This window comes from Brevibacterium sp. CT2-23B (assembly GCF_013168765.1).
GTDB classification, from domain to species: Bacteria; Actinomycetota; Actinomycetes; order Actinomycetales; family Brevibacteriaceae; genus Brevibacterium; species Brevibacterium sediminis.
This window is the reverse complement of sequence record NZ_JABBYK010000001.1, coordinates 1,035,438-1,047,845: the sequence shown is the minus strand read 5'-3', so window position 1 is coordinate 1,047,845 and position 12,408 is coordinate 1,035,438. Positions and strand designations below refer to the sequence as shown.

The following is a 12,408-nucleotide window of genomic DNA, read 5'->3' as shown; positions in this document are numbered from 1 at the left end:
GAATCATCTGCGCCCGAGCGACCCGTCGTGCCTGTCCGCCCGTCGTGCCTGACCGACCGACACGTCTGACCGACGAGTCCTATTTGTCTTTGTCGTCCTTCTTGTCGTCAGACTTCTTGTCCTTGGAATCGTTCTTCTCGTCCTTCTTGTCATCCTTCGAGTCGGAGTCTTCTTTCTTCTCCTTGCCCTTGGACACGCGGACGATGATGAGAGAGTTCGCGGGCTTCGCCTCGGTGCTCTTCGGGAACTGCGAGACAACCTTGCCCTTGGGTACGTCGTCGGAGAACACCTCGTCCTTGCCGACGCGGAATCCGCGCTTGGCCAGGGTCGCATAGGCGGCGTCGAAGGTCAGCCCCTCGACGTTGGGAACCGGGATCGGCGCGACGCCCTTGGACACGACGAGATCGATCTTCTCGCCTTTCGACAGCTTGGTTCCGGCCTTCTGCGATGCCGAGATGACGGAGTCCTTGGCGACAGTGTCGCTGTACTTCTCCTCGACCTTGCCGACCTCGAGGTTGACCTTCTTCAGCGCGGCCTCTGCTTCGTCGCGGGTCGTGCCCTCGAGCTTCGGAACCGCGAACTTCTCCTCACCCTTGGACACGACGACCGTGACGGAAGAGTCAGGAGCGAGTTCTGCACCGCTGACGGGTTCGGTGCCGATGACAGTCCCGGCGGGAACCTTGTCGTCGAAGACCTCTTTGGGCTCGGCCTTGAGATCGTTGTCCTCCAGCTGCGAGGTGACTTCCCCGACGGGCTTGCCCGCCAGCTCACCGGGAACGATGGATTTCGGTGTCGGCAGGTTCGCCACCACGAACCAGGCGACCAGAGCGAGGACGGCAACCACGGCGACGAGTCCCGTAAGGACACGACGTCGGCGACGTTGGACGGGAGATGCCCCCGCCGAGGCGGCCGCGGAGCCGGCGACCACCGCAGCCTTATCGTGGCGGTCGGAATCCGAATCCTTCGACACCGGTTCGTCGTCGGAGTCCTCTCGATCAGCGGAACCGTCCGAAGCGTCAGAATCAGCTGAATCGGCGGCAGCGCCTGCGGCTTCCGCGCCCAACGTGTCTGCGTCGGGGGATTCCGAGACGGCACCGGCACCGGCACCGGCAACCGCGGCGCCGGCCACTCCGACTTCGGCCGCAGCGACGGCGGCCGCGCCGGCGGCACCGTCAGTGTGGTCGTCATCGCCATGATCGGCGTCATCGGAGTCGGCGTCAGCGTCAAGATCAGAGTCGCTCGATTCGACACCGTCGACCCCGTCGGCATCGTCGTGGGAAGCTTCCGCGACAGCCGCCTCGGCGGAGGACTCGTCGTCATCGGCATCGTCGGGATCAGCCGCACCTGTGTCCGCCTCGGTGTCGTCCTCTTCGCCTTCGAGATACGGGATCTCGTCGGTGCGGGAGCGCTTCTCCTTCGGCACCTCCTCGCCGAGGTCGATGCTCGCGGTGAGCACGGGGGAGTGCTCACCGGTGGCGATCTGCGGATCTCCGAGGTCGAGCTCGGCCTCGGACATCTCCGCGCGCGCTTCTGCCAACGCTAAGCGGAACTCGGCGGCATCGGCAGGACGGTCCTCGGGGTCCTTCGACGTCGCCCACAGCACCAGCGCGTCCAAGCGCGGACTCAGGCGGGTGACGACGTCCGACGGCGGCGGAACCGTATCGTGGACGTGACGGTACGCGACCTGGATCGGGACGTCATCGGTATACGGCTGAGCGCCGGTGAGCATCTCGTAGAACATGATGCCGACCGTGTACAGATCGGTGCGGGCATCTGCTCCGGCTCGGGTGACGAGTTCGGGAGCAACATAGCCGACCGTGCCGATGAGGGTCTTGGTCGTCGTTGCCGTGGTCACGGCACGGGCCAGACCGAAGTCGGCTAGCTTGACCTGACCGTCGGTGCCCAGCAGCACATTGTCGGGTTTGAGATCGCGATGGATGATCCCGGTCGAGTGCACGGCCTCGAGCGCGGCGAGGATCGCATCGAGGACGACGATCGCCTGTCTGGGCGTGAAGGTTCCGCGGTGCTTGAGCTCGCGGCGGAGCGTCACCGACGGCAGGTATTCCATGACGAGGTAGACGATGTCGCCGTCGCGCGCCTGATCGTGGATGGCCACGAGGTTCGGGTGGGTGAGCCGACCGGCGTTGATGGCCTCCCGGCGGAAGCGTTCGACGAAGGTGTCATCGGAGATGAGGTGCTCATGCATGACCTTGATCGCGATCTCACGGTCGAGTCGCAGGTCGGTGCCGCGGTAGACCATGGCCATGCCGCCGCGGGCGATCTTGGCATCGATGCGGTAGCGCTCATTGAGCACCGTGCCGATGAGGGGATCTCGGCGGGCGGTCACAGGGCCTCCTCCAAACGCGCACGCTGCAGTTGGACGGCGCGGACGAAGGCCTTCGTCTCCGGCAGCAGTCCGTCGGCGCGAACCGAGCGCAGGTCCTGGTAGTAGCCGGCGATGGCTTCGTTCTCCGATTCGGCGGTTTCGATGAGCCAGCCGAGGATGACGGTGCCGGCGACGATATTGTCTTCGATGTCGAGCAGGTCGAGTCCGCGACCGACGATATCGGACGCCCAGCGACCGGATCGGGGAGTGATCTGCATGATCCCGATCGCGTTGCCGGCCGAGACCGTCGTGTGCTGGAAACCGGATTCGGCAGCGGCGAGGGCCTGCATGAGGGCGGGATCGGCGCCGAGCTCGACAGCCAGCGAGGCGACGAGCAGCTTCGCCTGCGCCGGGGCCGGATGGCGGCGGTGCAGCAGAGTGTATTTGTTCAGTCGCGCCGCGTGGAGCACCGAGGGGCGGATGCCCTCGACCTGCGCGCTGGCGGCGACGCGGGGCACGTCGCTCGGCGGTTCGGCCGGGGTGCGACGCGGGCGGGCCTTCGACGGTCGCAGCAGGAGGAGTTCGCCGACCGTGATGAACGAATCTTCGCCCATGGCGTTGGCCTGCCGCAGGGTCGCCGGCGAGATTCCGTGCCGCGCCGCGATCCCCTGCAGGGTGTCACCCGGGGCAACGACGTGTGAGGGATCATCGTCCGGTAGATCGTTCTTCTCCGGCAGGGACAGGACCTGACCCTGGTGGAGGTTCTGACGCGGCGAGATGCGGTTGAGTTCGGCCAGCGCGGGCACTGAGACGCCGTGTTTGCTGGCCACACCGTAGAGGGTGTCGCCCTGCTTGACCTTGTATGTGCGGCCGCCGTGGGTGACGGGAACGGTGGCACTCGCGGTGCCCGAGATCCACTGCGGACCGGTGCTCGAGGTGGCTGCGTCCTCGTCAGCGGGGCGACGGTCGGATGTGTCCTCGACGCCGTCATCGGACTGATCGTCGGGGGATTCGGTGGTGGGGGCCACCTCGGTGGGGGAGTCGTTTTCGGGGTCGACCCGTTCGGCTCCTGGGATCGGACCGGTCGAATTCACCTTCGATGCGGCGCGGATGTCAGGAGCGGCGGTGACGGGCCTGTGCCGTCGCGGTCGTGTCATCTGTCACCTGTTGACTTCATGTCGAGTGGGGAAGCTACGGTCTCCAGCCTAACGAGTAGGCGGGCTCGACCCGAGCATTCGGCACCGCATGGCGGGGTGTTTCTGCCGAATATTGCTACGCTTGAGGGCGTGAATACCGAAGAACTCGTCCAGGACTGGGCCCCGCTGCCCGACATCGCAGAGCTCACCGGGCTCGGCATCTCCCAAGTGCGGAGGCTGCTCGAAGACGGCGCCATCTGCGGAATCAAGATCGGCAATCCGAAGGTTCTGCGGGTTCCGTTGGCCTTCTTCGTCGACGGCGAGGTCGTCAAACCGCTCAAAGGCACCCTGCACACCCTCTACGACGCCGGATTCGACTACGAAGAAGCCATCGTGTGGCTCTTCACCCATGACGAGTCCCTGCCCGGCCGGCCCATCGACCTGCTTCGCTCGGGTAACAAGAAGGAAGTGCGCCGCCGCGCTCAAGCCCTCGCGTTCTGATCTGCGCGGGCTCGAGGAGAGCAGCGCAGCACCCTTGAGGTGAGCAGCGTTTGACGTGGTCAACGCGGCACCCTCGAAGCGAGCAGACCTGTTCGCCGGCCTCAGCTGGAGCGGTAGCTCAGCGCTTTCGCAAAACCCTTGAGTCGCTCCTGTGCGGCCGATCCGATGCGCACCTGCGCCGAGGCGGTCGGCCCTGCCGCTGAACCTGCACCGGCATCGGCTTCTGCCCACGTATCGACGATCGTCGCTGCGTGGGCATGCTTGTCCGCGATGAAGGATTCGACGGCGGCGAGACCGCCCGAGTCCGTGATAATGTCAACGCATTCGGCCACCTCGGCGTCGCTGAGATCCGGATCGCCCAACCGCGCGGCGAGGACTTCGAGCTGGTCCGCCGAGATCCGGGCCGCGGTCTCGGCGATGAGCACGGTGCGTTTGCCCTCCCGGATATCGTCGCCGGCGGGTTTGCCTGTGGCCTCGGGGTCACCGGCGATGCCGAGCACATCGTCGCGCAGCTGGAACGCCTGTCCGAGGGGGAGGCCGAAAGCGGAGATCTCCTGCAGCTGCCCACCATCCGCTCCGGCCAGGGCCGCGCCGAGGAGGAGCGGCTGCTCGACCGAATACTTCGCGGACTTATAGCTCAGGACCTCCCACGCGCGTTCGGCGATCCGGTCGTCGCTGAGCGGAATGACCTCGGCGAGTACGTCGAGGTACTGGCCGACCATGACATCTCGGCGCACTGTTCCGCGCAGCTCGAGGGCCGTGCGGCTGTTGCCCAGGGCCTCCTGCGATCGTTCGAAGAGCTCCTCGCTCAGCGCCAGGCAGATATCGCCGATGACGATGGAAGCGGAGACGCCGAAGGACGCGCCGTCGCCATGGAAGCCGGAGCGCTGATGGTGGGCCTCGAACTGTCGGTGCAGGGCCGGCCGACCACGACGGGTGTCCGAATTGTCGATGACATCATCATGGATGAGCGCGGCGGCGTGGAGCAGCTCGAGCGAACCGGCCGCCTGCGCCAGACCCGCGGTGAGGTCGGCTGCGGAGCCGGCTGTCCGGTCGGCTGTGGTCCCGCCTGCCTCGCCGGCGCGGACGTCACCGCCGGCGAGCTGGAAACCCCACCACAGCAGGACGGGGCGGATCCTCTTGCCGCCGCGGGTGAACTCGATGAGCGCGTCGCCGATCGCTGTCGCATCGGGTGAGATCGCCTCGAACTCGGCAGCCTTCTCAGCGAGGAAGGCCTCCAGTTGGGCGGACACCTCGGCGGCGATGGACTCGGGAGAGTCGAGGAACTCGACAAGGGCGGGAGGGGCGTCGGCCGAGCCGGGTGCTGTGGACGGGCCGGGCTCAGGGGCGTCGCCGGTCATCCCCGATCTGTGCGAGGTCATGAACCGATGTTTCCGCCGACGGTCACGATCGAATTCGCTTTGTCCTCCGAATCCTCGGCGACCGTGACGACGAGGACGCTGTCATTGTCCTTGTGCTTGAAGTTGACCACGCGGGCGCTCTTCGTCTTCACCTCTTCGCCGAGGCGTTCGAAGTCCGCCTTGCCGAGCTCCTTCTCGTAGAACTCGAAGATGTCCTTGGCATCGGCCTTCGCCTTGACGACGAGGCTGACCTGTTCGGGCAGCTTCTTGTCCTTGTCGTTGTGAGCCTTGACGCTCGACGCGGAGAGCACCTCGGAATCCGGGTACGGCTTGATGTACTCGGGCAGATCCTTCACATCGTTCGATGTATCGGGGTCCGAGCCTGTGGCCTCGGTCGATGCTTCGGCCGAGGCGGTCTCGGATTCGGCAGGGGATGCGGAGGCAGGGGCCTCCTGAGAAGCCGAAGGGGTCGATTCGGCCTTGTCTCCACCGTTTCCCGAGCAGCCCGCGAGAGCGAGCGCGGCAACGATGGGCAGTGTCATGACAGCGGTGCGCGATACCATGCTTCAAGAGTACCTGGACTGTTCGGCGGAGCCGAAAGGAACAAGCGCGAGGGGCAGGCGATGAGTCGGAAGCAGCTGGCACGATCCGGAGGTGATCTGAGCCGTCTGGGCACGGACGACTCCGGTGCCACCATGCTCCACCTCGACATGGACTCGTTCTTCGTCTCCGTCGAGCTGCTCAGTCGCCCGCATCTCGTCGGCCGCCCCGTCATCGTCGGCGGACGCAGCGGACGCGGAGTCGTCGTCTCGGCCAGCTATGAAGCCCGCGAGTTCGGAGTCCATGCGGCGATGCCGATGTCGCGGGCCATGAACCTGTGCCCCGTCGCCGAGGTGATCCCGCCTTCCCACGGCCTGTACTCCTCGTACTCCCGCCAAGTCTTCGATCTCGTCGCCGAGGTGACCCCCGACGTACGGCAGGTCAGCGTCGACGAAGCCTATATCGATGTCTCCGGAGCCGTGCGCCGGCTCGGCTCTCCGGTGGAGATCACCACCCAGCTGCGAGCCCAGATCCAGGAGCGCACCGGTCTGAGCGCCTCGGTGGGCATCGCCGTCAGCCGCGTCGTGGCCAAACTCGCCTCGACGAGGGCGAAGCCGAACGGCCAGCTGCTCGTGCCCGCAGCCGCGACCCAGCAGTTCCTCGACCCGATGCCCATCGAAGCCCTGCCCGGGGTGGGGGAGAAGACGCAGGAGGGCTTCTTCCGCTATGGAATCCGCCTCATCGGCGACCTCGCCGCAGTCGACGAGGATTGGGCCGCACGAGTCTTCGGTGCGCACGGCCATCAGCTGTGGCGGGCTGCCCACGGTCAGGACTCGTCCGGTTTCGACCACCAGGCCAAGGAACACTCGATCAGTGCTGAGAACACCTTCGGCGAGGACATCTGGGACGTCGCCGTGCTCGAACACGAACTGCTGCGCCTCGCTGACAAGGTCGCCTACCGAGTCCGCGCAGAAGGAAAGGTCGCCACAAGCCTCGGACTGAAGTACCGTCTCGGCGATTTCACGACTCTGTCGAGGTCTGTGACTCTGTCGGCGCCGACGGATCTGGCCCGGGAGATGTACGAGGCGCTGCGCCCGGCTCTGCGCAAACTGCGTGAGCAGCGCTCCCAGGGAGTCAGGCTGCTCGGCGTCCGAGCCGCCGGCCTCAGCGATTTCGCCGTCACCGGACGGCAGGCCACCTTGGACGAACCAGAACATTCCGGACGTGAAGCCGAGGTCGCCCTCGACGAGGTGAGGCGGCGATTCGGCAGCGAAGCGATCTCGCAGGCCTCGCTTCTGCGCAAACGCCCCGAGGCCTGAGAGCGGGTGAGCGGGAGCACAGTCTGAAGACCCCGTGGGAATCCGGCTCCTGACGGCCCCCGGAGATGTTTTTTCGGCCCTCAGAGACTATGACCTCAGAGACTATGATTGGGGGAAAGACTTGGGAAGCGAAACGGGGGTTCGAGATGCCACTCTCCGATCACGAACAGCAGCTGTTGGATCAACTTGAGAAGCAGCTGCGCAGTGAAGACCCTCGTTTTGCCCGGAATATCTCGGAAACCCAGGCCGCTGCCACGGGGCCCGGTTTCTCGGCGAAGCGCTTCGTCCTCGGTATTCTCATCGCACTCGCCGGGCTGGCCGCGACGATCCTCGCGATCTCGCTCGTGTCCAACTCCGCATGGTGGATCGCCCTCGGCGTCGTCGGCTTCGGCCTCATGGTCGCCGGAATGTACTGGGCGTTCAGCCGTCCCGGCCATGTGCACACCACTCAGACGGACTCTCGGAACTCCGGAGCGAAGACCGGTGCCAAGGGCAACTCCGGATTCATGAGCCGAATGGAAGACCGGTGGGAGAAGCGCCAGCGCGGCGAATGATCCTGCTCAGGGCGATCAAGGCACTCTCGACATGAGAGTGCCTTTTTCAATGCCGGTCCGCGTACTCGCCGGTACTGTCCTTGGCGTCTTTGCCGGCGTCTTCGCCTTCGCCGAGGCGGCCCACTGGCGATCGAGCCACCGTCGGCTGGGAGACTGTGATAGCTCTGGCTCTGTTGACCGGCGATCACGGAGCGACCGGTGGTCGAGTCCAGGCGTTCGGGCCCTGACCGCGGCAGGCAGAGACGAGACCACAGCCGACAGTGACCAGATCATCATCGTCCTCGGATATGCAAACTGCGGTCAGCGACCGAACGGAATCAACCGGTTTAGGGTCCGCGCGGGTCTGCGGTCGATCGATCCGACAGCCCGGTCGACTCTCCTCATCCTCTGCGGAGGGGCCGTCACAGGACGAACACCGGAGGCTCTCATCCTCGAACGCTTCGCCCGGGACGAACTCGGCTTCGCCGGCCGAACTGTGCTGGAAGCTCAGAGCGCAACGACGTGGGAGAACATCGCCAACGCGATCCCCATCATCGACTGCGAACTCACCCCGGCCACGACGATCAGCATCGTCTCGAACTCCCATCATGCCGAGAAAGCCCGTGACCACCTGTGGCAGATGCGCCCGGACCTGGCACGACGACTGGTCCGCGGGGGAGACTACCGGTTCGGTGAACAGCCGCTGGTGAAGCCCATCGCCGCCGTGCGCGGCCTGCTCGCCCTGCGTGCACTCGATCGAGAGAACGCGAAACACGCGGCAGGGCACTGAGGTCCCGCGCTCACGCACTGAGCGCCCAGACTCTGCGAGACAGCGAAGAGGCGGCCCACAGGACCGCCTCTTCGCTCATCAGCCAGGACCGTCAGGTAGAGGCCAGGATCGTCAGCTCCTCGTCATTTCGGACGATTGAACAGGCTGGCCGGCCAGATCTTCGCGGAGATCCGACTGCCCGGCGTGGCCCGCTCCGACAAGTCTGTTCTCACTTCGTCGACGAGCGCTTGCACCTCCGAGTCATCGAGCGCCTCGGTAGCCGCACCGTAGCGCTGGGCTTCGAGGGCATCGACGAACGCTCCGAGCGCAGAGTCATCATGACCCGACTCGGAAGGACGTGACGGGGCCGGGCTGCTCAGACGTCGCAGCCGTTCATCCGAACGATCGAACGTCGAGGAACCGGCGGCATTCTCAGCGGCGGCACCGGAGCCGGCAGCCGCCTCGGCGGCGGTCTTTCGCATCGGTTCGCCGGTGTCCGGATCGATCTCTGGCGCCGTGGAGCCGGCATCCGTACCAGCCGAGCTGGAAGCATCCGCAGCCCCGCCGCCAGAGGCACCGGCAGCACCGGTTGCAGGGACGGCACCGGCGAGCACGAGCTCGTTGAAGCGCAGCGTCCGACTCGAATCCAAGCTCTGCCCGTAGTCGGTGGCCAGAGCACGGACCTCTGTCCACACCGCTTCGAGATTCTGCGGATCCTTCGTCCTGCGCGAGCGCAGGATCGAACGCCAGATCGCAGGCAGTGCCGCGAGCAGCAGCAGGACGAGCACGATCGCAGCGATGCCGATGACAGTGCCCAGGTTCGAACCGGCCGGTTCTGCGGCCTGAGTGCTCGTCTCCTCCTCGGTGGGTTCCTCGGAGCCACCGGTCGGCGAAGCAGATTCGGTCGGTTCTTCGCTCGGGCTCGCAGATTCCGACTCGTCGCCCTCCTCCTGCTGGTCGGCGCCATCGGCGAGGGTCCACTTCGGCGGATCTCCGGCGGGACCGCCGGGGGTGGGTTCGAAGCGCACCCAGCCGGCACCTTCGAAGTAGAGCTCCGGCCAGGCATGCGAATCCTGCATGCTCACATCCACGCCGTTCTCGGATTCGTCCCCGCCGGCGTATCCGACGCCGATGCGGGCCGGAATTCCCATCGTCCGGGCCATGATCGTCATGGCCGAGGAGAACTGGACGCAGTAGCCCTGCTTATCGGCCAGGAAGTCCGAGATCGCGTCGCCGCTGGCCCGTTCGGGGGCATCGAGCGAATACTCGAAGTCGCCGCCGCGGAAGTACGCCTGCAGCATGACTGCGGCCTCCCACTGGTTATCCGCATCGGCGGTGACCCGCTCTGCGGTCTCCTTCACGCTGGTCGGCAGGGAGTCGGGGACGGCGAGTTCGGTCTCGAAGTCGCTCTCGGACACCGGAGTTGCCGACTGCAGATCCTCGACGTCGGGATTCGGGGACAGATAGTCCATCGAATACTGCAGTCCACCGGTCTTCTCACCGTTGCCGACGACCGTCAAGGTCTTCTCGTCGAAGATCCACCGACGACTCAGGTCCTTCGGCTGCTGCGGAGCATACGGAGACGGCAGGTACTGCTGGTCGTAGTCGTCGCCGACGGCGACGCTGATCGTCTGCTCCTTGAAGTTCTTGTCCCGCGGCATCCCCGCGGGCCATGGCATTCCGTCGGCGGCGATCGCGAACGGATCGAGGCTGAACGGGCTCGGTGCCCAGTTCTCACCGTCGAAGTCATCGATCGAGGTCAACCGGATCGGATCCGCGTCCTCGTCCGTCGTCTGGTAGCTGAACAGCGTCTTGTCATCCCGGTCGCCGAGGTTCTGGCGCAGGTTGAGGAATGGGTTCGTCACCGTCAGATCGCCCTGGCCCTTCGAGGCCCGGTCGGGCAGGGTGGGCACCGGGGGCAGCAGAAGGGGCAGGCCGATGCCGATCGCCAGAGCCAGAGCTCCGGCGAGGATCGCCGTCATTCCTCCGCGCCACCGGGTCGCGGGCAGATAGGGGCTGAGCATGAGCAGCAGGAACGCCGCGAGGATCGCGACGATGTGCCACCACTTCACCTCCTGCGCGGCGAAGTAGACGGGGATCATCCACAGCACGAGCAGCAGCACACCGCCGACCTTCGGTGCCCGCAGATCCGAGACGAGGCCGTCGATGAGGATCGTGATGAGGGTGAAAGCGATCGTGAGCATCGCGATGAAGCCCGGTGTGCTCGCCGCCGGGGGAGCGGTCGCGTAGAGGTCGCTGACCCCCTCGGAGAGCAGATCGATCACCGTTCCGAAGGACTCACCGGTCGGGATGAACCCGAGCAGAAGCGAATCCCCGGCGCAGACGATGAAGACCGCGATGAGACCGGCCACGCACTGGGCGATGACCGCGGTGCCGGTCGAGCGCAGTGCCGGAACGGTGCGGAACACGGCGCCGACGATGACGACGACGGCGACGGCGACCAGGACGGGCGAGACCCAGGCGAAGTCCTTGAACACCGCCGATACGGCGACAGCGGTAAGGGCCATGGCGACGAAGACGACGATCGCCTCGAGCCAGCCCGTGCTCGGGCGCTCATCGCCCGTCGACGAGGGAGCCGAATAGCCGTTCGCCGGAGACTCGGAATTGGCTCCGCGCAGACGTGTGTCGGGAGTATTCAGACTCATCGGCGCACCCCCTGCGGAGTCGAGCTCGCACCACCCGGAGCCGCGGACGCGCTGCCGGCACAGGCAGTTCCCGGTCCGGGTTCGGCCGAGGTCCGACCGGTGCCGCTGCGAGAGCGCTTGGACTCGAACGTCGTCCAGGACTCCGGCAGGTCCTCGCTGAGACCGAGCATCGTCAGATCGTCGATCTCGCTGAGCGTGCGCAGAGTCACCGGCACGCGGCGGGAGAAGTGCGAGGCGAGTTCCTGCCCGCGCTGGTCGCCGACGGAGCAGATGACGATGTGGTTGGGGTTGTCGTGCGAGGGCAGTTCGACCCTGCCCGGGCGCACAAGGGCGGAGAGCAGACGCAGCTTGTCGATCTCGCGGGCTCCTTTGAATCTGATCTGGTGTCCGGGAGCGACGACATTGACTTCGTAATCGGCCTTGAGGAACGCGGTTCCGGCCGCGGTCGCCGCGGCCAGCAGGAACTCGATCTCGAGGTCGGTCGGCTCCTCGGCACCCTCATCGGCGACGAGGTCGATGAGGATGAGCGAATGGAGCGTCTCCTCATCGGCTTCGTGCCGGACCATGAGCTCGCCGGACTTCGCCGTCGAGGGCCAATGCACATGCCGCAGATCATCGCCGGGCACGTACTCACGTGTGTGGAAGTCCCGGGTGGTGTGTCCGGTGCGGACCTTGCCGTCGTCGAGGCGGGAGGGCCGGATCGACGAATCCTGCGGGATGCGCGCAGGCAGGATCGGCACGGACACGGCCACGGGAAAGGCCCCGTGGGCCTTCTTCTTCATCTTCACCAGGCCGAAGGGTCCGAACACGGTGATGAGGACCGCATCGATCCCGGAGACACCGCGGCGATTGGGGGTGAACGACGTCAGCACCGTCTGCGATGCCCCATGGGCCAGAGCCGGGACATCGCCGGAGGTGGAGTCGCCGAATCCCTCGGCCGGGGTGAAATCGATCGTCGCGGCGGGAATCGCGAGCTGGCCGACATTCGTCACGCGCGCCTGGACTTCGACCTCTTTGCCTTCGGCGGCCAGCGGGTAGCGGTCTCCCGAAGGAGACAGCGCCACTTCGTGGAGGTTCGTGCTCATCGCGATCGACACCCGACGGGTGCCCCACAGGATGAGCAGCGCCGAGAGCAGGACCAGGCCGAGCAGCAGCAGACCGGCCGGCAGCAGGCCAGGCAGCGCGAAGCGGTAGGCCGTGATGATCAGGGCCGCCCCGGCCAGGACGAAGATGATGCCCGAAGTGCTCAGTCGCATG

Annotated in this window: 10 protein-coding genes; 4 read left to right on the top strand and 6 right to left on the bottom strand. The window is 66.1% G+C overall.

Annotated features, from left to right (window positions below):
* Window positions 1-79: 79 nt before the first annotated feature.
* Window positions 80-2,347: a PASTA domain-containing protein gene (locus HIM68_RS19285; protein WP_172170033.1), complete on the bottom strand. Its 2,268-nt coding sequence runs from the start codon at window positions 2,345-2,347 to the stop codon at window positions 80-82.
* Window positions 2,344-3,483, bottom strand: a complete 1,140-nt coding sequence (locus HIM68_RS04790) for a LysM peptidoglycan-binding domain-containing protein (protein WP_172170030.1) — start codon at window positions 3,481-3,483, stop codon at window positions 2,344-2,346. Before HIM68_RS04790 ends, HIM68_RS19285 begins: the two co-directional genes overlap by 4 nt.
* A 129-nt stretch (window positions 3,484-3,612) precedes the next feature.
* Between HIM68_RS04790 and HIM68_RS04785 the strand changes: the two genes are divergently transcribed.
* Window positions 3,613-3,963 (top strand): Rv2175c family DNA-binding protein, encoded by a 351-nt coding sequence (locus tag HIM68_RS04785; RefSeq protein ID WP_101546273.1) that lies wholly within the window; start codon window positions 3,613-3,615, stop codon window positions 3,961-3,963.
* 101 nt (window positions 3,964-4,064) lie between these two features.
* On the opposite strand, the gene HIM68_RS04780 is transcribed toward HIM68_RS04785, so the two are convergent.
* Together HIM68_RS04780 and HIM68_RS04775 are read right to left on the bottom strand one after the other, a co-directional pair.
* The gene (locus tag HIM68_RS04780; protein WP_253903710.1) at window positions 4,065-5,345 is read right to left on the bottom strand and encodes a polyprenyl synthetase family protein; all 1,281 of its coding nucleotides are present in this window, start codon (window positions 5,343-5,345) and stop codon (window positions 4,065-4,067) included.
* Window positions 5,342-5,887 carry a hypothetical protein gene (locus tag HIM68_RS04775; protein WP_229664119.1) on the bottom strand — a complete coding sequence of 182 codons (546 nt, stop codon included), beginning with the start codon at window positions 5,885-5,887 and terminating at the stop codon, window positions 5,342-5,344. The genes HIM68_RS04780 and HIM68_RS04775 overlap by 4 nt, the downstream gene beginning before the upstream one ends.
* A 60-nt stretch (window positions 5,888-5,947) precedes the next feature.
* On the opposite strand from HIM68_RS04775, the gene dinB reads away from it, so the two are divergent.
* The 3 genes from dinB (at window position 5,948) to HIM68_RS04760 (ending at window position 8,506) form a co-directional block, all read left to right on the top strand.
* Entirely contained in the window at window positions 5,948-7,183 is a 1,236-nt protein-coding gene (gene dinB, locus HIM68_RS04770) for a DNA polymerase IV (RefSeq protein WP_139908260.1), read from the top strand.
* Window positions 7,184-7,329: 146 nt separating this feature from the next.
* Complete coding sequence (locus tag HIM68_RS04765) at window positions 7,330-7,737, top strand: DUF3040 domain-containing protein (RefSeq protein ID WP_172170027.1); 408 nt, start codon at window positions 7,330-7,332, stop codon at window positions 7,735-7,737.
* Window positions 7,738-7,786: 49 nt separating this feature from the next.
* Window positions 7,787-8,506 carry an ElyC/SanA/YdcF family protein gene (locus HIM68_RS04760; RefSeq protein ID WP_172170024.1) on the top strand — a complete coding sequence of 240 codons (720 nt, stop codon included), beginning with the start codon at window positions 7,787-7,789 and terminating at the stop codon, window positions 8,504-8,506.
* Between the two features lie 122 nt (window positions 8,507-8,628).
* On the opposite strand, the gene HIM68_RS04755 is transcribed toward HIM68_RS04760, so the two are convergent.
* A complete protein-coding gene (locus tag HIM68_RS04755; RefSeq protein ID WP_172170021.1) occupies window positions 8,629-11,151 on the bottom strand; it encodes a DUF3488 and transglutaminase-like domain-containing protein in 2,523 nt (840 codons plus the stop codon).
* Window positions 11,148-12,407 carry a DUF58 domain-containing protein gene (locus HIM68_RS04750; RefSeq protein WP_172170018.1) on the bottom strand — a complete coding sequence of 420 codons (1,260 nt, stop codon included), beginning with the start codon at window positions 12,405-12,407 and terminating at the stop codon, window positions 11,148-11,150. Before HIM68_RS04750 ends, HIM68_RS04755 begins: the two co-directional genes overlap by 4 nt.
* Window position 12,408 lies beyond the last annotated feature (1 nt).

What these genes read in the sequence shown, in the direction of transcription:
- HIM68_RS04790 (WP_172170030.1), bottom strand. Translation starts at nt 3,483, where the DNA reads ATGACACGACCGCGACGGCACAGGCCCGTCACCGCCGCTCCTGACATC.
- HIM68_RS04780 (WP_253903710.1), bottom strand. Translation starts at nt 5,345, where the DNA reads ATGACCTCGCACAGATCGGGGATGACCGGCGACGCCCCTGAGCCCGGC.
- HIM68_RS04775 (WP_229664119.1), bottom strand. Translation starts at nt 5,887, where the DNA reads ATGGTATCGCGCACCGCTGTCATGACACTGCCCATCGTTGCCGCGCTC.
- dinB (WP_139908260.1), top strand. Translation starts at nt 5,948, where the DNA reads ATGAGTCGGAAGCAGCTGGCACGATCCGGAGGTGATCTGAGCCGTCTG.
- HIM68_RS04765 (WP_172170027.1), top strand. Translation starts at nt 7,330, where the DNA reads ATGCCACTCTCCGATCACGAACAGCAGCTGTTGGATCAACTTGAGAAG.
- HIM68_RS04760 (WP_172170024.1), top strand. Translation starts at nt 7,787, where the DNA reads ATGCCGGTCCGCGTACTCGCCGGTACTGTCCTTGGCGTCTTTGCCGGC.
- HIM68_RS04755 (WP_172170021.1), bottom strand. Translation starts at nt 11,151, where the DNA reads ATGAGTCTGAATACTCCCGACACACGTCTGCGCGGAGCCAATTCCGAG.
- HIM68_RS04750 (WP_172170018.1), bottom strand. Translation starts at nt 12,407, where the DNA reads ATGCGACTGAGCACTTCGGGCATCATCTTCGTCCTGGCCGGGGCGGCC.